This is a genomic window from Ascidiimonas meishanensis, assembly GCF_037782385.1.
GTDB classification, from domain to species: domain Bacteria; phylum Bacteroidota; class Bacteroidia; order Flavobacteriales; family Flavobacteriaceae; genus Ascidiimonas; species Ascidiimonas meishanensis.
Genome location: NZ_JBBEXD010000006.1, coordinates 272,885 through 294,987, shown reverse-complemented (window position 1 = coordinate 294,987; position 22,103 = coordinate 272,885). Strand labels below are relative to the sequence as shown.

The window sequence follows — 22,103 nt, the reverse complement described above, 5'->3', positions numbered from 1 at the left end:
ATTCTATTTAGGGAATTGTATTGTTAAGTTAACACCATCATTACTTTGTAAATCAAATGAACCATCAAGTTGTTCTGATAGAAGTTTCATTATCCGCAACCCAAATGACTCACTTGTTTGTATATCAAAATTCTTTGGTAAACCTTTTCCATTATCTGATAATACGAGCTCTAAATTAGAGTTTGTTTCGCTTACAGCTATTCTCACTTCTCCTTCTTTTTCACCAAAGGCATGTTTGAATGAGTTAGTTAAAAATTCATTAATTATCAATCCAAGAGGAAATGATTTATTAGGGTCTAATTTAAGTGAATCAGCTATATCACTTTCAATTGATGCTTTACTATTATTAAAAGAATTTTGAACGTTTTGAGATAGTGTATCTACATATTTGCTGATGTTCACATTGGTAATATCATCGCTTTGGTATAACTGTAAATGAACTTCATTAATACTATCTATCCTATTTTGTAATTCAGTTAATTTATGTGTGAATTTATCGTCTTCAAATTCTTCTTTTGCAACTTCAATAAAGGTATCAATGATAGATAAATTATTCTTTACACGATGATGAAGTTCTTTTTGTAGGGATTCAATAACTTCTTTTTGTTTTTTGTTCTTACGATAATAAAAAGCAAAAATTCCAAGAGCCAATAATGCACCTAAAAGCCCTATTGCAAATATCAATTTCAGGCGGTTGGCATTTGCAGTAGCCAATTCTTGTTCTACATTTTCAGTTCTTAATTGGAGATTTTCCTTCTCTTTTTTTTCTGTTTGATATTTAGCTTCTACTTCAGCAATCTTACCTACATCATTTTTTGCATAAAGAGAATCAACTGTTTGAGAGTATTTGTTTAAATATAAATATGCTTGTGATAAATTATTGAGTTTGGCATATTCCTCTGATATTTTTTTGTATTGCATAAAATAATCATCATCAGGGGTTGCGGGCATAAACCTCTCGGCTTCATTAATACTTTGTTCAGCTTTTTTTACTTGTTTAGTTTTAAGCAGCAATCCCGCCAAGTTGAGATTTGCGGTCACTACTTTTGATGAATCTTGTACTGACTTTGTTATTTCAATAGCTTTTTCAAAGCTTGTTTTTGCATCTGGTATGTTTCCCAAAAACTCATACTGCCTTCCCATATTGATATATGCTTTTGGCAGTTGGTCTTTGTCATTTACAGACTCAGCAGATTCTTTAGATAATAAAAAATATTCAAGAGATTTTGAGTGGTCTTTTAATTCATCTGAAAGTGCACCAAGAGAATTGTAAACATCTGCTAATCCCGTTTTATCACCAAGTTCTTTTCCTAGAGTTAAAGCTTTATCAAGGCTTTTTGATGCATTGTCGTAGAGCTGCCTTTTCAAATACACAATACCTAATTGGTTATGAGCGTAAAATTGATAATGTGTATTATCTGTTTCTTCTGCACGCTTAAGGGTACTAACAAAATAATTTGTTGCTAATTCTAGCTTATTAGCATTAAGGGCATTGATACCTAAATTGATATAACAATTAACAGTTTGTTTTTCATCTTTAACATCCTTGAGGACATCAATTGCAGCTAGATACATACTATCAGCTTTAGCAATTTGATTTTGCCTTGCATAGAGTGTTGCGAGATTTGCAATAAGAGCTCCTTGATATCCTTTATCGTCTATCGCTTCAAAAACTTCTAAACTCTGTATGTATGATTTTTCAGAACTAACATAATCTCCATCAATAAGTTCAAGTGTTCCTTGCATTCGGTATCCAAGAGCCTCGTACTTTTTACTTCTAGTTTTTGAAAACTGAATCAAGCTGTCGTTATAAAAACGTGCTTTTTTGAAATCTACATAATATGCAGCAATACCAATTTTAGCTAATATCTCTGCCTTTATAGTGTCTTGCTTAGCTTTATGAAACTCAATACTGAGGCTATCGATTTTAACTTGTTGGGCGAAAGCTAAAACTGAAAAAAACAAAAACAATACGCAAAGTAATCTCTTCATAAACAGGACTTTTTAAACCCCTAAAGATAAAATTTAACATTCTTTTTTTAACACTTTTTTTAACATTTATGTTCAATGTAGATTTTCACTAGAATATGAATATATATCACTAATAATAATCAGGATTTCATTTTAACCATTCTGAAAACGGACTCTGTAAATAATTTTACTAAGAATATTAACCAATAAAAAACAATCATTATGGATGATCTATTAAATTTTGTTATCAGTTTTGGAGTATATATTATTTCTGGAATTGTAGTTTTCCTCATCATTAAATTTCTAATTGCAGGTGTACTTAAACAGTATCATTCCAATTGGAACACTTTAATTGATGGATTCGATTTTTCAACGCAAGAGTTTTATAAACTTTTAAAAGAAGAATTACAGAATCAAGGTATTACTAATGTTACGATTAAGCCTGTATCACACAAAGAAGGAAGCTTCTTTTCTTCAAAACGAAGCTATCTACGTATTAAATGGAAAGCATATCACTACGATATTTGTGCAGCACCTTTTGGAAATGGTTTTTTCATTTCTTGGTGGCTACTGTACAAGAATTCGTTGGGACAAATTATTATTTCAAAAATTCCATTTGTTGGACGATTTCTTGCAAGGCAATGGTATCCTGTGACGTACTATAAAATTGATACTGCTTCGATGTTTATGTCTTATGCTCAAGCTTCTGTTTTGAAAGTAATCGATAACATCACCAACGACAAAGGTGTTCGTGCTTTAACCGAAGCTGAACGTAAACCAATATTAAATAACATCTTTGTCCGCTAAGTATGTCGTACAATGCAAGTGAACAAGCAACGCTTAACTTTTACCAATGGGAGTATCGTCATCGTGGTTACTATCACTTTGATACTCCTGTTGATTTAGAAGTTCCGTATGTACCGTTTACACATAAAAGTAATACCCCAAATAAAAGAATAGATGATGGTAAGGTTCCATCACTTTTCAAAAGCATCAGCAATTTAATCCTTCCACCAAAAAAAGAAGAAAAGGAAGAAGAACTGACACCACTAGAACCAAGAGTATTAGAAGCATCTAGCTTACCTGATACTGTTGGTTTTTCTATTTGCTTTCCTAATAAACAAGAGATATTACCACAAAGGAATATTGAGTTTCTCAATATGCTTTCCTTTAGTGAACACTCTATATCCTTTGAAATCATCGCTAATGCAAATGAAATCAAAATTCAAATAGTTTGCAGTGAACAAGACAAACAACGAATAGCCTCACATCTAAAAGCCTATTTCCCAACCGCTATACTACACGAGCAGTATATCGATGATTTTGGATTTGATATTCATGAGAACATAGCAATCGCAGATTTTGGAATGAATGATGAGTTCATGAGACCGATTTCAACAAGTGAATCATTTGCCATTGACCCGCTTACGTCAATGATAGCAACGATGGACATATTGCAATCAAATGATATTGCTGTATTTCAAATTCTGTTTAAAGGTATTACATCACCATTAGTCAATGATATTAGCTATGCTGTTTCTGATGGTGCTGGAGGTTCATTTTTTGATGATGCACCAGAAATGCCTCATTGTGCCAAGGATAAAATTGCTAACCCACTATTTGCAGTAGTTATGAGAATAGCAACGCAAGGAGAAAGTAATATTAGGAGTCAATATATCGCTCAAGAATTGGCTCGGAGTATTAGCGCGGTTTCAAGTTCTGAATATAACAAACTCATTCCCTTATCCAATGAAGGATATAGTTATGATTTTCATTTCTATAACTTACATAACCGCTTAAGCAACAGACTTGGTTTTATTCTCAATTCAAAAGAACTCAACACCTTTCTGCATTATCCGAATAAATCTGTTGTATCTAGGAAACTTGGTGCAAGTGATACTAAAACAAAACAATTACCTCAAAACCTTATTCGTCAAAAATATCTTCTTGGTATAAATGAGCATAATGGAGTAGAAACAAACGTAATGTTGGGTGACGAAATGAGACTTCGTCATACTCATATAATTGGAGCTACAGGAGTTGGTAAATCAACGCTTATTGCCAACATGATGATTGAAGACATGAATGCTGGAAATGGTTGTGCCTTATTCGACCCTCATGGAGATATCGTTGAAGATATATTATTACGTATTCCAGAACATCGAAAACAAGATGTTATTATCATTGACCCATCTGACGAGCAATATTCAATAGGCTTTAATTTACTTGGTGCAAATACCGATGCAGAAAAAATAGTATTAAGTTCTGATTTGGTGTCTTCATTCAAACGTCATGCAACTGCGTGGGGTGATAATATGTCTGCGGTCTTATCCAATGCCATTAATACTTTTTTAGAAAGCAACAGAAACGGCACATTAATAGAGTTAAAACGCTTTTTATTAGAAGAATCCTTTAGAAATGAATTCCTAACTTCCGTAGACGACCCAAGCATTCATTATTATTGGAATAACGAATATATGATGGTTCAAAAGAGAATTGCACCATTACTTACTCGCATTGATACTTTCTTACGACCGAAAGTCATCAGGTATATGTTGGCTCAAACAGGCGGTATAGATTTCAAAACCTGTATTGAAGAAAAAAAGATAGTTTTAATAAAACTATCGCAAGGTCTCATTGGAGAAGAGAACAGCTTTTTGCTTGGCTCAATTTTCCTTTCAAAATTCAATCAAGTAGCACAAGGACGGCAGTCACTAGCAAAATCTCAAAGGCATCCATACTACATCTATTTAGATGAATTTCAGAATTTCATCACACCAAGCATTACAAGAATACTCTCTGGCTCAAGAAAATACGGTTTAGGACTAATCTTAGCCCATCAAGAACTCGGGCAAATTGATGACCCAAAAATTTTGAACTCGGTTATCTCAAATCCATATACACGAATCTGTTTTAGGTTGGGAGATTCAGATGCAAAACGTCTTGAATCTGGTTTTTCATATTTTGAGCAACCAGACTTACAAAGCTTAGGAACTGGAGAAGCTATTATGCGAGTAGGCTCTTCAAGTGATGATTTTAACGTTTCCACTTTTTCGCTAAAGAAAGTTGCAAATTCTGCTGATGTAAATAAGGATTTCATTATTACCAATACGAGGAATCACTATGCAAGTAAAAAGGAAGATATTGAAGAATTACTTATTTCAATGCTTCCAAAGAATCAGAGAAAATCCAAAAAAGAAATACAAGCATTCAAGCCTGTTGTTGAGTTAATACCAAAAGGAGAAGTAATACTAAAAGAAGAAACTATTGCAGAGAAAAAGGAAACTTCTCTTGAGCAAGAAAAACAACGGATACTCAAAAAAGAAGAGGAACGAGAATCTGAATCAAAACACCGAGCAATACAAAACTATGTTCTTTCACTCGGACAGCAGAGAAACTTTATTACTCAACTAGAAGTACCTACTGCTGATGGTGGAAGAATTGATGTTGTACTTAAAAGAGATAAATTAAAAATTGCTGTTGAGGTTTCTGTCACCAATACAACCGATTATGAATTACAGAATATTACGAAATGCTTACGTGAAGATATGAGCCACGTATTTCTTATTTCAGAGAGCAAAGTGCATCTCAGCAATATCAAAAAGAAGGCAAAAGAAAAGTTTGATGCGTTGATGTATAAAAAGATAAGTTTTGGGACTCCTGCACAGTTCTTAACCTTTTTAGGAAAGTTTGAGACCAAACCTAAAAAAGCTATTAAACAAGTACGAGGGTATAGAGTGAAATCAAATTATAAAGATATTGGTAATAGTGATGCACACTCAAGAAATCAAAAGATTCAAGATATTATTTTACGAGGTAAAAATAAAGATACCTAGCAATGGGTATTCTTTACAATCTAATATTCAGTATTTTAATGGCTTAAAAAAACAAAGAATGAAGTTTTCTGATTTTATACTAACATCTACTAAAGGGTTAATTATAGGCTTATCAATATTATATGTTTTTAGTCTAACAATAGTCCACTTAAGAGCATTTTTACAACCTAAAATCAGTAATCATTCAATTAGCTCTGAAAAGCCTTTTAAAGGATATTTTAAAAATCTACTCACAAATATCTTTACTTCATTACGATTACATCTATATACATTCCAATATCTTAATCCATTTTCAAAAATTTCATTGCCTAGCATTGGAAACAGAAAAATAGACAGGTGGGTTATCTTTCTAAAAACATTTAACACGTACCTCGTACCATTTATCGTATGTGGGATAGTGTATTTATTCTTTTGGTATGAAATAAAAGGTTATCTCCCAATTGATATATCAAATACAGCATATTCTGTAATACAAGAAAAACTTACACTTATTCGCAAACATTATGTAATTGACTTTCTACTCAAGCACAAAAAATGGGTAAATATCTTTTTTACTTGCCTTGTTATACTCACGATACTTATAGTCTTCAGCCAAAAGAGAATTAAAAAAGTGCAAAAAATATTGAATCAAACACTTATTTACATTGCTATACTAACGAATATAACCTTTTATTCTGGAGCGATAGCTTCAAAATATGGTCAAGTGGAGATGGAATTGGCTGATATGGAAATGAAAATTGCAGAAGTTCATAATCGTGTCTATAAAAAAATAGAGGGTGCTTCTGTTTATGAATATTCTGAATCATTTGAAGATAAATACGAAGATTATGAAAGTTTGATTGAAGAGCTTAATTCGTATGTCATTGCACATAGAGTTTCACTTTGGGATGAAGACTTAGGTAGACAATTAGATGACGAATTAAGAAAGTATATAGATACTATAGAAACTATTAAGCTAGTTTTTAAAAAGAGTTCTGAATTTAAAGCTGCTCAAGCTACTCATCGAAATTTTTATAATTATTACCGTAATCATCAACCAACAAATAATCCTAAAGCTGATTACATATTTGATAAAGATAAGTGGACATATCAAAAGGGCGTTGATATTGAGGTTGAAGTTGATAAAAAAGTTAATAACCTTCAACAAGATGCGAAAACTAAATCTCCAAAATCACATCATATATTAAAAGAATTGTATTCAGTAGTATCTTCAACTGGGATAGGGTTTATTTCTGAACTTTTGCCAGATATTGGCAATGATCTAGTAAAAGGAATTTTAAAATCTGTAAATAAAGCTTTTCAAGCTGATGCTACTAAATTCATAACTTCCTTCTTTAGCAAAGAGAAATCAAATAAACAGAAACAATTTAAGGAAGAGGCAATCAATGAAAAAGAAATTAAAAATCAATATGATAGAACTGTAAAAAGGTATTATAAAGAAAGTAAAAAAATATATGCAGAAATTGAAAAAATCGAGAGTAGGTATAAAAAAATTATTAGTACTGAAATAGAGAATCATATTAAAAGTCGTAATGAAAAAATAACTTTTGAAAATGTTACTTTTTATGATGATGAAATTAATCAAGAAATAACTTTAACTCAAGAAGAAAAAGATGCTCTATTTAACAAACGTGAAAATTTATTACAAAACTTCTCGATAAAAGATAATAAATCTTTACCTAAAGAATATGAAAATTTAGTTGATGCCATTTATAAAGAGGTTATTAATTTTGATTATATGGATGATGGTGGTGCATATCTTAATCATTTAAATCAGTTATCGATAGGTACTATTTCGATTAAAAATAAAATCAAAAAAATATTCCAATCAACTCAAAGTTTCAAGCTTCCTAGAATTTGTATTAGATGTGGTCTAAATATGGATGCTGTTCCTATATGTCCCGTTCCTGTTATTAGGTAGCAAGTTTTCAAAGTAAAGCAACAAACCCCTTGGATGTGTCTAAAACAAAATCGATGTTTGAACTTCTAAATTAATGACTTATGAGTAAAAAAGTAATAGGGATTTGGGTAAGAGTGAGTTCAACCATGCAGGTTGATAAAGAGAGCCATCTCCACCACGAAATGCGTGCGAAATCATTTGTGAAATCTCGTGATTGGAAAATTGGAAAAATATATCGCCTTGAAGCATTAAGTGGTAAATCGATAATGGGCTATGAACAAACAAAACAGATGCTCCATGATGTAAAAACTGGAGCGATAACTGGATTGGTGTTTTCAAAAATTGCACGACTTGCTCGTAATACCAAAGAACTTATTGAAATTTCAGAAATCTTCCAAAAGCATTCTGCTGACCTTATCTCTATGGATATGAGTATTGATACATCAACAAGTATTGGTCGCCATTTCTTTAGGCAAATGAGTTCAATGGCTGAATGGGAACGAGAGATGATTTCGGAACGTATCTCCGCCAGTATTATCACTCGTGCAGAATTAGGGAAACATATTGGTGGACAAGCACCGTATGGTTTTATGTATAAGGATAAAAAAATAACTCCTCATCCAGAGGAAGCACCCATCCTTAAACTTATGTACGAGCTCTTTTTGGAGCATAAAAGAAAAAAGACGGTAGCAAATATTCTGAATGAAAAAGGATATCGAACTAAGCGTGGTAATAAGTTTACGGACTCCACAGTAAAAAGACTTTTAAAGAACACTGTTGCAAAAGGTATTCACATTATGAATACGAGATATAGCAGTAATACAAAACCAAATAAATTTAAACCAAAGGAAGAATGGGTATTCCATGAAGTTGAGCCAGTTGTGTCAGAAGAACTATGGGAAGCTGTTAATAGGATAATTGAAGCACAAAAGAGAAGTCATAAACAAGTTCTCAATACCAAAGTTCACTTATTCACAGGATTTGTATTCTGTGAATGCGGAGCACGAATGTACACGAGGTATAACAGTGAGAATTATGTTTGTCATAAAAGTTGTGGCAATCTTATACGAAAAGATGACATCGAAGAAATCTTCCGAAACGAATTACATTCATACACAGTTTCAGAAGACCGAGTTAATTCGTATTTTAAACGCTTGAAAGTAATACTCAAAGACCGACAAAAACAATTGCAAAAACTCAGAAGAGAAAAAGATAAATTAGACAAACAAATCGAAAGCATCTTACTCCTTCATACAGAAGGAAAGATTGCTACCGAAGCATTCCATACCTACCATCAAAAACCCTACGAACAGATTCAACAAGTCGAATCTAGTATTACTGAACTTGAACGTGATATTTCATTTGATAACGTAGCTGAAAAATCTACGAATGAAGTTTTGGAACTTGCTAAGAACTTATTTGAAAAGTGGGAACACTTAACTCACGAACAGAAGAGGGAAGTCATTGAAACCATCACTGAAAAAATCATTATCGGCAAAGAAGAAATCGATATTAATCTCTATAAAATCCTTCCCGACAGCGAGTCTCATCCTTTTTTAGAATCCCAAACAAATGGGCAACACACCCTAAATGGTATGGTGCGGACTTCTAAAGGGGCGTTGGCCCATAAGGCTTGTGTCTTTTTGAATACGTCCTGTTACACTGTGTATTTTGGTGGTTTCTAAGGCTTCAAGAAGCGTCATTGGTGGTAGAATACTTGGTAATCTCTTGGCGAGCATGGTCTTTCCGGCACCTGGAGGACCAATTAGTATAATATTATGTCCGCCAGCAGCGGCAATTTCCATACAACGTTTGATACTTTCCTGTCCTTTAACATCTGCAAAATCAAACTCTGGAAAATCTAATGCCTGATAAAATTCTTTACGAGTGTCTACTATAGTTTGCGTTAATGGAATATCCTCATCAAAATATTGAATTACTTGATCTATGGTATCTACTCCATATACCTCCAAATCATTAACGATTGCGGCTTCTTTTGCATTGGCATTGGGAAGAATAAAACCCTTATACCCTTCTTTTCTGGCTTGTATGGCAATAGACAAAGCTCCTTTTATAGGCTGAAGACTGCCATCTAATGACAGTTCTCCCATAATAATATATTGATCTAGCTGCGCTCCTTTTATTTGTCCGGAAGCTACCAGAATACCCATTGCCAGCGTAAGATCATAGGCAGACCCTTCTTTGCGCATATCGGCAGGAGCCATATTGATGGTGATTTTCTTTCCGGGAATCCTAAAGCCTTTGTTTTGTAAGGCTGCTGCAATGCGATAATTACTTTCCTTAATGGCATTATCTGGTAATCCTACCAAATGATACCCTATTCCTTTTGCAACATTAACTTCTACTGTGATGGTGGTAGCATCTACTCCAAAAACGGCACTTCCATAAACTTTTGTAAGCATTTACACATAAAATTACGATTACAAAGAAAATAATTTCTTTTTAATAAAGAGAATTATCTTACATTATATATTACTGTTTATGGAGTACTACTTCCTTGAATGGGTAAGAATACAACCTACAAAAATTAATTATGAGGAGCCAATTCAAATACCAAAAGATACCGTATTGTATTCCTATTATCGTTAAATTCAAAAAAAGATAGCTTATTCTTTAAATTAAAATATGCGCACAATTTTAAAGTTGTACGCATATTTATTTTATCTGAAAATGGTTTAAAAATTCTTACTCGGCATTCCCGAAAATAAAACTAAAATCTGTCTTAATTTTTGTTTTTTGATAGGTAATCCCCGCAAAATTATGGCAGGTTATACAAGAAGAGGTATTTTGCATATAGGTTTCTGCGGTAATGCTTCCCAAGAAAAATGGAGCATCTGGCGCCTTGGTAGGTCCATCACTTTTAGTCCATTGACTTCCTATGAGTCTATAATTTGCAAATACTGAATTTTGGTTTTTTAAAGCCGCTTGCCATATCGCATTCATTTGTTCAGTACAAAAATAAATAGGATAGACTCTTGTTACCTGGGTGCCAAAACCATCACCTGTTTCGCCTGGTACGCTCTGTGCATAACGAGCTGCGTAAGGAGCGGTACTATTCCAACGGTACATCACTTTGTTATTCACTGTATCACCTGCAACGTGCGGTGGGGGCGTGTTAGGCTCACAATTTAAACATTCTGGGTTGTAGAATGACCATTGTTTTTCCATTTGATCTTGTGCTTGCTGTGGATTATCTGGAACATTGTCTACATGTTCAAAAGTACTCCAGATCCAATCTTTAAACTTTTCAGTTTTTCGCACAATATGAAGTCCTACAAGGCCTACAATGCAATTAATAGTAAACGCTTCGCCTGTTGCACTGCTCTCTGCAGAAATATAGATTACCGCATTTTGATGGTAATATTTTGAAAGATCATCTCCTTTGCTGGTATCTAATATTCTCCATGACGCTTTAATTTCCATAGCTCCGGGAAGACTAGCAGTATTTACTGGCATTTCAAAGGTTTGATTATTGGCATTATAGTAAGCGTCTATACCTGCTTTAGTGGTGAGATCATTGCTTGTAATAAAACCTTCTTCAATAGCATTTACTTTTTCCTCAAACACAACAAAATTTAAATTTCTGTCTATTAAAGGATACCCATCTGCCTGTAAAAAACTAGAAGGATTCACTTCTGCAGTTGGTGATTTAGAGTCTAAATAAAAGAATCTAGTAGGCTTTTCACTAGAAAGTTTATTCTTGGCAGTCAATGCATTTGTATTTGCTTCAAATAAGGTATTTACATCGGTATAATGTTCCCATACCCGTAATGCATCAGGATGATCTGTTAAATCTCCTGTTGGATTTCCCGAAGCATCCGCAGGCCAATTAAGGGCTATAAAAGTCTGCCACGAAAAAAGATCAAAAGAGGGCTGGAATTCAGGACTTAGCTTAGAAGTATATCCAAACCCAAAACCTCCATCTGCACTATTCATATTTTGTACATCCAAAGGTAATTCTGAACAGAATGTATCTGTTTTATCTTCGCAAAAGTGAACTTTGGAGAGATCAAAACAATAAGCTGTTTCAATTGTTGCCTGCGCCAGGTCTTTTTCTGAAGTGGGTTGTTCTTGTTTTTTTGGCTGGCATGATCCTATCACCATTGCCAGTAAAAGAAAGGTTAGTTTTTTCATATTTATTGTAATTTGGTTATTACAAATTAACAAATAAGAAAATTCTTCTACCAGCGTAGAAACACCTGTTTTTATTCTTATGTTAAAAGAATAGATAGCTAGATTTACTTTTTGAGGTTATTCTCGTCCGGATAAACAGTAATCAGTTCTTTTTTAATACCATAGATCACTAGCCCTGCGGTATTCTTAGATTCTGTTTTTAACAAGAGGTTATTCCGATGCCCTTCTACGGTTCTTGGGCTAATAAAAAGTTTATCGGCTATTTCACCAGTAGTGAGTTGTTTGCAGATAAGTTTTAATACTTCTTTTTCTCTACGGGTTAATATTTTCTCGTCTTCTGAATCTTTTTTAGCACTCTTTCCTGATAATACATCTTCATGAATAATTTTCATGACACTGGCATCATAGTAAAAGCCTTTTTCCATCACTTCCCTTATGGTGAAAATAACTTCTGAGGGCGTACTATTTTTAACTAAATAAGAAGCAGCTCCTAATTTAATCATATTCGCTTTAAAAGCCTTGGTATCATAACTTGTTAAGGCAATAACCCGTAATTCTGGATTTTTATTGTGAATGAATCTAGTCGCTTCCACCCCATCTAATTCTGGCATTTTAAGATCCATCAAAATAATATCTGGAAGAGTATCTGTTTCTTGAATAAAGTTTATCAACTCTCTTCCATTATTGGCTTCAAAAACTATTTCTAAATCAGGTTCACGTTGGAGTATGAATCCTATTCCTTTCCGAAATAAAACTTCATCATCTGCTAGTGCTATTTTGATTTTACCGTTCATTTTTGTTTAAATCAGTAACAAAACTTTTACGCCTTTGCCAGTTTCACTTTCAAATTTAATTGTTCCTTTTAACAATTCAACCCTACTTTCTATATTTTTCATTCCTAGACCCGCTTTATTTGCTAGTATTTTCATATCAAACCCTTCTCCATTGTCTAGATAATTCAATTTTATTCTTGATCCATCGTTTGAAAATTTAAGATCAATAAGCGTTGCTTTCCCGTGCCGGAGTGAATTATTCATCAATTCCTGAAGAATCCTAAATAGGTTTAAACCTTCAATTTCATCTAGTTTATCAAAATCAGCATCAATAGATAAGGTAACCTTGGTATTCTTAGCTGTTGCAAATTCATCACACAATTCTTCTATTCCTGCTTTTAGACCAAACTTTTCTAGAACTGGGGGCAATAAATCATGTGCAATTCTTCTAGAATTTTCCAGGGCTTTAGCCGTCATGGTTATGATATTGGTTATCACCTCTTGTTTTTCCTCTTGATTAATCTTGTCATTGAGTAAATGTGAATTAAGGGATACAATATTAAGCTTCGCACTAATGTCATCATGTAAATCTCTGGCAATACGTTTACGTTCTTCTTCTTGTGTGATAATGGTAGCATGTAGTAAATGCTTTTGATGTTCAATAAGCATATCCTTTTTTTCTAGTTCCTTTTGTATAATTTTTTTTCGAGATAGAAAGAAAAAAAGAATTAAAAGTCCTGCCATTAGAAGTAACAGGAGTATTCCAAAAATAATTGCACTAATTACCGAAGGTTCTTGGCCGGGTAGGTTTGCTTCCATTCTACAAAAATAAGCAATTGGTAGATGAGGTATATTGCTGCATTGATAATCCAAATCCATTTAGTGATTTCTGTGCTTGAGCTAATAACTAAGTTTCCACCAATAAACAATAAACTGCTTGACATTAAATAGACAATCACACCTGTATTAATATACATTACTTGTTTTTGATGACTCAGCATATTGTAGTAATGTAAAACTGCAAAAAGGATTAAGAAAAAAGAGGTAATAAAAACCTCAAACAAATTAAACTGATAAAAAATTCCATTAAAATTAAGTGAATATTGTATGATTAAACTCAACAATACAATTCCAGTTCCAATAAGTACAATTCTTTTCTGCATTTGATCTTTCATCAACAAAAAATAAAAATAGCTTAAGGATAAAAACTGATAGATAAAATAGACATGAGAAATATAGATATTATTCATTTTTAATCGAGCCATAATTATTGTAATCAATTGAATACAAAATATACCTAACAAGTAAAATGAAAACACCTTATATGTCTTTCCCTTGCGAAATAGAAAGATAAAAAAAAGAATCACATTAATCAGCAATACTATATTACTGATTAATGAGATTATTCGCATTATAGACATTTATCCTCCGTTTGAAGTGTCATAAAGTGGACTACTGGTGTCACATGTATTTGGACAAGGTTCAGTGAAGTCATAGATTCCATCATCTGTTGGATCTTCTCCAACTAGACCATTGGCAGTGTCATAAATTATATCTGTACCATCTGCACGAACTCCAACCAGCAAAAGCTTTTCCTCGGAAGTATGCTTTTTACCGTCTGTTTTTTCTTCTACCCCAATATAAGCTCTTACGTTAGCTACTTCGGGTTCAGCCATTATAGCTGTAAGATCGTCCATCGGGATGAGGAATCCTTTAATTCTGTGGTGCTTATTATAACTACCTTGTTTTTTTCTCCAGCACTTCACCCAATCTTGTGCTTCTTTAAGCGGAACGTTTTTTGGCTTTTTTCCCATAATTTAGAATTTTAAGGATTTTGGTTAAAAATTTTGATTAAACAATTACGATTCATCTGAAAAAATTCGGACGAAAAAATGACAATTTTATGTATAACGTATTTTCAAATTTAACATAAAAAATCATACTTAAAAACTTAAAATCAAAACGAATTTTATCTACTTTCATTTATATCTAAATCTCATAGAAGTAAATTCTACAATACTCATTATAAATAAGTTACAAAATAGATGTAAATTTCTTATCAATCCTAAAGATAATATCTACACTTTAGTCTTTCAAAACATTAAAATTAATCGTTGATGTGTTATAAACGCGGTGAGTCTCTTTTGTAAAATCTTCTTTCTTTGCCTTGAAAATATTATCAACAAAGCTTTGAGGATTTAAATCTATTAAAGGAAACCAGGTACTTTGCACTTGAACCTGAATCTTATGTCCTTTTTTGAAGGTATGAAAAACATCTTGCAGTTTTACGTTTACATTGGTTATTTCATTAGGGGTAAACGGTTCTGGATTGCTAAAACTATTACGGAAACGGCCTCTCATCACTTCACTTCTAACCATCATGTGATAATTACTCATTTTTAAGTAGTCTTGTGTTTCTTCATAATCAGGTGCATCAGGCGGAAATACATCAATCAGTTTTACTATCCAATCCGCATCTGTACCCGTAGTAGAAACTTGTAACTTTGCCAATAAATCACCTACAAGTGTTACATCATTCTCTAAGACTTCTGTTTCAAAAACCAATACATCAGGTCTTCTTGCTGCAAAGCGTTGATCATCGGTCATATATTTACGAGGCGTAAATACCATTTTAATATCTTCTGTATACGGTACCGGTTTATTGGGATCACTTACAAATTCCTGAAATGAAAATTCACGAGTTGCTATGGCCCCCATACGCTGATTTTGCTGCAATGAATATATTTTAGTTTCAATTTCTTTAGGAGGCCATGTTTCAAAGGTTTTCCAGTCCATTCGCCCTGTATCAAATACGTAGGCTTCCGGAAGTCCGGAATTACCATCTGCTTTTCCTTTTAGAAAATGGTTGAAAAATGTAGTCTCTATCTCTTCTTGATAAAATTTAGAAATATCATTCCCAAAATAAATATTTCCAATAGCTTGTCTCTCTTTTGTTCTTGCCCAATCTCCATGACTCCATGGTCCCATAACCAAAGTATTGTAATTCTTGCTTCGCTTTTCTATATTCTTATAGGTTTCTAAAGGGCCGTATAAATCTTCCGCATCAAACCAGCCGCCTACAATCATAGTTGCAGGTTTAATTTTCTCCAAATGCTGAATTATACCTCTAGATTGCCAGAATTCATCATAATTAGGATGCTCCTTTAATTGTTGCCAAAAAACATTGTCTTCTTTATAATAGGTATCTAGATTACTTAAAGGGCCTACATCCAGAAAGAATTGATATTGATCTTTAGTTCCTATGTCTGGAAAAGAATACCAGGCTTTTTTAACAGGGCTTGTCTTCTCATAGCCAAATACAGCTGTTGCTCTCCAATAACTTAACAAATAAGCTCCATTATGATGAAAATCATCAAAGAAAAAATCCCCAATACAAGCTTGTGGTGATACCGCTTTCAATGCTGGATGTGAATCTAGTAAAGAATAGGTGGCATAAAAACCAGGGTAAGATATTCCCCATACTCCTACTCTTCCATTATTATTAGCAACATTTTTCACCAGCCAATCAATGGTATCATAGGTATCTGAGGCTTCATCTACTTGATTTCGCTTTTTCTTAGGGATATAGGCTCGCATATTGTCATAAACTCCTTCACTATTCCAACGCCCTCTTACGTCTTGGTAAACAATAATATTCCCTTCTTTCATTAAGACTTCATTAGGTCCAATTTTAGAACGGTACCTATCTTCCCCATAAGGAGCGCAACTGTAGGGTGTACGTTGCAGTAATATTGGTTGTTTTTTGCTCGTATCTTTTGGGGAGTATATAGTGGTATGGAGTTTAACCCCATCTCGCATTTCAATAGTCACTTCCTGTTTATTGTAATGGTCTCTTACTGCAAAGTCTTGTGCAAAAATTGCTGTAAAAGAAAACAGCATTAAAATGGCTAATAACTTAAATAATCTCAATTCATTGAGTAATGTAGTCTTCATAAAATTTGATTGGATTTAGTGGTCTAAATATAACCCTTATTTAATAAATACTCTTGAAATTAGATTGGGGTATTGATATCAAGGCTTAAAATTTTTAAGTCCTCCCTGCAACCAATTATAATAAGTTTCTGTACCTGAATATTGTTGTGCCTCATTTAGTATTTCAAAATTTGGACTCATCAAAATATAATAAGGTTGTGAAGCTGTTTGAAAATTTAATGCCTGAAAAGTAGCCCATTTATCCCCAATTGTTTGAATCTGTTTAATACGGTTAGACTTCAATTGATACCCAAATTGTTCTTCTTCAGGAAGTGCTTTTCTATCATCTACATAAAGTGATATTAAAACATATTTTTCATTAATAAGATTGAATACCTCCGGATCACTCCATACGGTCTCTTCCATCTTTCTACAATTTACGCATGCCCATCCTGTAAAGTCTAATAAAATAGGTTTATTACTTTTTTGTGCATACTGTAGCCCTTCGTCAAAGTCTTTAAAACAATTGAGTCCTAAAGGACAATCATTTTTTGTTTCAAAAACACTGTAGAATTGTGGTGGTGGAAAACCGCTTATTAATTTTAGAGGAATCATTTTTCCTAAACCTGCAGCTAGATAGAGCACAAAAAGAACCGTAATAATGCCCAACGAAAGTCTAATTTTACTCAACTTTTTTAGGGGTGCATCATGATTAAATCGCAGTTTGCCAAATAGATAAAGTGCCATTAATAAAAATACCACAATCCATATACCTATAAATATTTCATATTTAAGAATTCCCCAGTGAGACACTAGGTCTGCATTTGATAGAAACTTAAAAGCCAACGCTAATTCAAGAAATCCTAGAACTACCTTAACCGTATTTAACCAGCCTCCTGATTTTGGAAGGGAATTCAACCAACCTGGAAATAAAGCAAAGAGTGCAAAAGGTAATGCTAATGCCAATCCAAATCCAGTCATTCCCAGACTCAAATTAAATGCTACATTACCTTCTGATAATGTAGTGCTACCAAGTAAACCTCCTAGTATAGGACCTGTACAAGAGAAAGAAACGATGGCAAGGGTAACCGCCATAAAGAAAATACCAATAACTCCGCCAACTCCAGATGCATTGTCCATTTTATTGCTCCAACTAGCAGGAAGCGTAAGCTCATAATATCCAAAAAATGAAAAAGCAAAAAATATGAATATAACAAAGAAAAATAGGTTTAACCAAATATTGGTTGAAATGGTGTTTAGTAACTCTGGTTGAATACTATCAAGAAAATGAAATGGAAGACTCAAAAGAAAATAAATCAACACAATAAAAAAACCATAGAGAATGGCATTTGTAATCCCTTTTTTATTAGTTGTGGCACTTTTTGTAAAAAAAGATACGGTAAGGGGTATCATAGGAAAAACACAGGGAGTTAATAGTGCTAGTAATCCCCCAAGAAAGCCTAAGGCAAAAATGCCCCAGTAATTTTCACCATTTGTAATCTCTTTTTGATCTTTTGATAACACTCCTTTATTTTCAAGCGGTAGTTTTAATTGATTTGAAAGTGCAATACTTTTTGCATCCAGTGTCACCGCCTCTTGCTTTACTGCAGAACCATCTAGAGAAAATAGAAATTCCTCATCTCTAAAAATACACACCTCATCATCACATGCCTGGTATTCTACCCATGCCTTGATTTGATTGGTAGCTTTGTTTAAAATTTGAATACGCTGTTTAAAAATGGCTTTTTTGTCGAAAAACGAAAGTTCGGTTTCAAAAACTTTATCAAATTCGGTAATAGTCTCACTTTCTGTAGGACCGCCCAAAACTTCAAAATCGTTATTTTTATTTTCAAAATTAATACTGGTAGGTATGGGACCAAGATCTTTGGGTTCTTTAATTGAATAGAGGTGCCAACCATTCTCTATCTCTGCTTGAAAAACAAGTATAAACTCAGTATCTGATATTTTTTCAACGGAACTAGTCCAGTTAATAGGGTCTTGCGCATATCCAAAGAAAGTACAGATAACAGAAATTAAGAAAATGAATCTTTTCATACGGTATAAGCTATTTCTAAAATACTAGTGGTGGTTAATTCTGGTAAAAACCTGCGATCTGCACGTTTTCCTATTACCCAAACTATAGCATCCTCACTACAGAGTAGCCATTGCGCTTCCTTATCTGGAAGAGCGTATTTTTCATCTTTAAAAAACTTGCTCAACTTCTTTTTTCCACGCATGCCTGTTGGATAAAAATAGTCACCATTTTTCCATTTTCTTACGATTAATGGAAATTTTAACTTTTCTTTATCAACATTTATTTTTAGCGCATCTGTCTTACCTAAATTCTTAGTTTCCCTAAAACTTAAACAAATTGGAGCGTTGATGTAGCTTGTCTCCTTTGGCCAATAATAGACTTCAGAATTTACAGAAGATTTTAAAAGTGGGGTAATCAATAACCTATCTCTATCCTTTACAAATCTATGCGTTGCTGATAGAAGTTGTTTGCCACTTTGTGCTTTTAACAAATGCTTTAAATCTTTCCAAGCGGTTACCTGAAACTCCTTAAATAATTCGTACAAATAGGCATCTAAAGGGACTAAAGCAAGTAGCGCATCGGTATCAACTGTAATAACAGAATCTTGATGAATAAAAAGGCTACCCTTAAGTGTATTAATATGGGTTTCTACAATTGTTGAGGTGCCCTTAAGAAAGTTTTGTGTATTGGTAAAACTTTGTGTGAAATCTGGATGTAGATCTTTTAAGATTGGGATTAAAGTATGACGAATTTTATTTCGTAAATATTTAGTTTCTTGATTGCTACTATCTTCGCGCCATGAAATTTTTTTCTTAACCGCATAATTCTTGAGTTCTTCACGCGAAAAAGGCAGCAAGGGTCTCAGAACCTTTTTATTTCTTTCAGGAATGCCTGTCAACCCTTCAATTCCAGTACCTCTTGATAAGTTGATGAAAAATGTTTCCATAGAATCGTCCAGGTGATGCGCTGTTAGCACATACGTAAACCCATAATCTAGGCACAATTCATTAAACCACTGGTATCTAAGTGATCTGGCTACCATTTGAACCGATTGATTCGTGTTAGTAACTTGTAACTGTGTATCAAAACTTTTGGTATAAACTTCTACTTTAAGTGCCGTACCCAATTTTTTAACAAATGCCTCATCTTCATCACTTTCTTTACCTCGTAAATTAAAATTACAATGCACTATTGAAAAATCTAATGCTGCTTCTTTACAGAGATGCACCAATACCACACTATCTAATCCACCGCTTACTGCTACCAAAAACTTTGAGGTACGCAAATACGGGAATGTACGTTCAATATGTTGTTGAAAGCGAATATTCATTTTTTAAGCTGATGATTAACCCAGTCTGTTACAAACAGTAAAACCTCTTCTTTCTCAAGATCATTATGTAATTCATGAAAGCCACCCTCAAACAGTTTCAGACTTACCAAATCATTGTTTTTTGCAAAGGCAATACTTCCTTTATGATCAATAATCCTATCTGCGGTTCCGTGCATCACTAGTGCGGGAACTAATAGTTTTTGGGAGTTTTGAATTGCCCATTCTCCTGCCTCTATGATGGGGAAAGAAAAATTAGGACTTATTTTGTTATGTACTAAGGGATCCTGCTCATACTTTTTAACTTCTTTTGGATCTTTTGATAAAGCGTTCGTATCTAAATCCATAGGTAATGTTACTGCTGGCAAAATTTTTAAAAGTAATTTTCCTAAAGTCATTTTCCAAGCAGGTGGTTGAAAGGCTAGGCGTAAAAACGGACTTGAAGCAATCACACCTGATAATTCTGGAGTCTTACGAAGGGTATAATTTAAAGACACATTTCCTCCCATACTTTGCCCATAAACAAAAACTGGCTTTTCTTTATATAATTCCTTTCCCTTTTGTATTACTAAGTGTAAACTTTCTAAAAGTACTTCATAAGAAGAACAATGCCCTCTTTTACCCCCGCTTTTACCATGACCTACTTGGTCAAAATCAATAACCGCAGCTCCATTCTTTACTAAACTAGGAACTACAAAATCTGCATACCTACCAGCATGTTCACCCATACCATGCACTAAAATAATGAGGTGACTTACGACACTTTGATGCCAATGACATACGTGCAATGGTAAGTTTTGAATGGAGAGTTGAAATTCCTGATACTTCATAGCGTAAAGATACTATTCACAATTAATAAAAATGAATTGAAGTTTGTTATTCAAGTACTTCCCGCATTGCCTTTGCTTTAATAAGGCATTCTTCATATTCTTTTTCGGGAACAGAACCTGCGGTGATAGCACTTCCCACTGAAAAGGAAACATATTTTTTAATAGCATTGTACAGAATACTTCTTATGATCACATTGAAATCAAAATCTCCTTCCGGTGAAAAATAACCTACGGCTCCGCTATACAAACCACGTTTTGTTTCCTCTAAGTTTTCAATGATATTCATTGCAGCAATTTTAGGAGCCCCGGTCATGCTTCCCATTGGAAAGGTAGTTTTTATGAGGTTTACCGGGTCAATATTAGTATTTACCTCAGACACAACAGTAGAAATCATTTGATGCACTTGTTGAAAAGCATAAACTTTACATAATTCTTCCACCTTTACACTTCCCTTCCGTGCAGTTTTTGAAAGATCATTTCTTACAAGATCTGTGATCATTATATTTTCAGAACGCTCTTTTGGATCTTGAACGAGTTGTTTTTTTAGCAGCTCGTCCTCATCAACACTTGAACCTCTTTTGGAGGTTCCCTTTATTGGCTGAGAAATAACCTTGCTACTTTCTTTCCGCAGATACCTTTCTGGGCTGGCCGAAACTAAAAAGTGCTGTTGTAATTTGAGAAAGGTTGCGAAAGGAGGTGTTGAAATTTCATTGAGATGCCAATAACTTAGCAAGGGATGCAATTCTGCTTCTTCCGCATAGAATTCCTGGCAAAAATTCGCTTCGTAAATATCACCTCTTTGAATGTGTTGCAATATAGTATTGACTTTGGCATGATAGGCGTCTTTATGGATACGTAATTTTACTTTGATGGGCTTTTTATTTCCAGTAGTCAATTTTAGTATAGGCACCATTTTTTTGATCTCTGAAAAATCTGAGTCAATTTCATCATCTACCATTCGCAAATACTGTACTTCAAGTTCTGCCCCTCGTAGGATAAAGATTTTCTTAGGTTGGAAGAAATACAAATCAGGAAACGCTAATCCATCAAAATTCTTGGAATAGAGTATTTCCACATCATTTTTAAGATCGTAGGCTAGATACCCAAAAATCCAATCGTTGGTGGTATTTCTATACTCAGAAAGTTTATCAAAACCATCTATGGAATCAGTGACTATAGAAGTAAGCGCATCTATTGCCAAAAGCGCATCAAAACTACCATATAGTTGTTTATGGGCGTTTGAATCAAGCCACAACACCTCATCATGTTGTTGTGCCCATTGTAAAAGTTGTTTTTTAAAATGAGGTATATTAGAGATTTGAAATTTTTGGGAAATTCTCAAA

General features: G+C 33.7%; 15 protein-coding genes and 1 pseudogene. 4 read left to right on the top strand and 12 right to left on the bottom strand.

Going from position 1 to position 22,103, the window contains the following annotated elements; genetic code table 11:
- Window positions 1–3: 3 nt before the first annotated feature.
- Complete coding sequence (locus tag WBG07_RS13210) at window positions 4–1,992, bottom strand: tetratricopeptide repeat protein (RefSeq protein WP_340201980.1); 1,989 nt, start codon at window positions 1,990–1,992, stop codon at window positions 4–6.
- A gap of 201 nt (window positions 1,993–2,193) precedes the next feature.
- On the opposite strand from WBG07_RS13210, the gene WBG07_RS13205 reads away from it, so the two are divergent.
- From WBG07_RS13205 to WBG07_RS13190, 4 genes are all read left to right on the top strand, one after another.
- Window positions 2,194–2,778 carry a hypothetical protein gene (locus WBG07_RS13205; RefSeq protein WP_340201979.1) on the top strand — a complete coding sequence of 195 codons (585 nt, stop codon included), beginning with the start codon at window positions 2,194–2,196 and terminating at the stop codon, window positions 2,776–2,778.
- 2 nt (window positions 2,779–2,780) lie between these two features.
- Entirely contained in the window at window positions 2,781–5,807 is a 3,027-nt protein-coding gene (locus WBG07_RS13200) for a type IV secretory system conjugative DNA transfer family protein (RefSeq protein ID WP_340201978.1), read from the top strand.
- A 58-nt stretch (window positions 5,808–5,865) separates the two neighbouring features.
- Window positions 5,866–7,728 carry a hypothetical protein gene (locus WBG07_RS13195; protein WP_340201977.1) on the top strand — a complete coding sequence of 621 codons (1,863 nt, stop codon included), beginning with the start codon at window positions 5,866–5,868 and terminating at the stop codon, window positions 7,726–7,728.
- An 80-nt stretch (window positions 7,729–7,808) separates the two neighbouring features.
- On the top strand, window positions 7,809–9,392 hold the full coding sequence (locus WBG07_RS13190; protein WP_340201976.1) for a recombinase family protein: 1,584 nt from the start codon (window positions 7,809–7,811) through the stop codon (window positions 9,390–9,392).
- On the opposite strand, the pseudogene WBG07_RS13185 reads toward WBG07_RS13190, so the two are convergent.
- From WBG07_RS13185 to WBG07_RS13135, 11 genes and pseudogenes are all read right to left on the bottom strand, one after another.
- Window positions 9,297–10,130: pseudogene (locus WBG07_RS13185) on the bottom strand (YifB family Mg chelatase-like AAA ATPase); the annotation flags it as partial. The gene WBG07_RS13190 and the pseudogene WBG07_RS13185 overlap by 96 nt on opposite strands.
- Window positions 10,131–10,413: 283 nt before the next feature.
- Window positions 10,414–11,862 carry a hypothetical protein gene (locus WBG07_RS13180; protein ID WP_340201975.1) on the bottom strand — a complete coding sequence of 483 codons (1,449 nt, stop codon included), beginning with the start codon at window positions 11,860–11,862 and terminating at the stop codon, window positions 10,414–10,416.
- A 104-nt stretch (window positions 11,863–11,966) separates the two neighbouring features.
- On the bottom strand, window positions 11,967–12,656 hold the full coding sequence (locus WBG07_RS13175; RefSeq protein WP_340201974.1) for a response regulator transcription factor: 690 nt from the start codon (window positions 12,654–12,656) through the stop codon (window positions 11,967–11,969).
- A 6-nt stretch (window positions 12,657–12,662) separates the two neighbouring features.
- Window positions 12,663–13,454, bottom strand: a complete 792-nt coding sequence (locus WBG07_RS13170; protein WP_340201972.1) for a sensor histidine kinase — start codon at window positions 13,452–13,454, stop codon at window positions 12,663–12,665.
- Window positions 13,418–13,900, bottom strand: a complete 483-nt coding sequence (locus tag WBG07_RS13165) for a hypothetical protein (RefSeq protein ID WP_340201971.1) — start codon at window positions 13,898–13,900, stop codon at window positions 13,418–13,420. Before WBG07_RS13165 ends, WBG07_RS13170 begins: the two co-directional genes overlap by 37 nt.
- Before the next feature lie 156 nt (window positions 13,901–14,056).
- Window positions 14,057–14,449 (bottom strand): hypothetical protein, encoded by a 393-nt coding sequence (locus tag WBG07_RS13160; RefSeq protein WP_340201970.1) that lies wholly within the window; start codon window positions 14,447–14,449, stop codon window positions 14,057–14,059.
- A gap of 271 nt (window positions 14,450–14,720) precedes the next feature.
- Window positions 14,721–16,589: a CocE/NonD family hydrolase gene (locus WBG07_RS13155; protein ID WP_413788825.1), complete on the bottom strand. Its 1,869-nt coding sequence runs from the start codon at window positions 16,587–16,589 to the stop codon at window positions 14,721–14,723.
- Between the two features lie 78 nt (window positions 16,590–16,667).
- Entirely contained in the window at window positions 16,668–18,623 is a 1,956-nt protein-coding gene (locus tag WBG07_RS13150; RefSeq protein WP_340201968.1) for a protein-disulfide reductase DsbD family protein, read from the bottom strand.
- Window positions 18,620–19,933 (bottom strand): tRNA lysidine(34) synthetase TilS, encoded by a 1,314-nt coding sequence (tilS, locus tag WBG07_RS13145; protein ID WP_340201967.1) that lies wholly within the window; start codon window positions 19,931–19,933, stop codon window positions 18,620–18,622. The genes WBG07_RS13150 and tilS overlap by 4 nt, the downstream gene beginning before the upstream one ends.
- Window positions 19,930–20,760 carry an alpha/beta hydrolase gene (locus tag WBG07_RS13140; protein ID WP_340201966.1) on the bottom strand — a complete coding sequence of 277 codons (831 nt, stop codon included), beginning with the start codon at window positions 20,758–20,760 and terminating at the stop codon, window positions 19,930–19,932. Before WBG07_RS13140 ends, tilS begins: the two co-directional genes overlap by 4 nt.
- Before the next feature lie 46 nt (window positions 20,761–20,806).
- Window positions 20,807–22,102, bottom strand: coding sequence for an anthranilate synthase component I family protein (locus tag WBG07_RS13135; RefSeq protein WP_340201965.1), 1,296 nt, complete (start codon window positions 22,100–22,102; stop codon window positions 20,807–20,809).
- Window position 22,103: the final 1 nt, after the last annotated feature.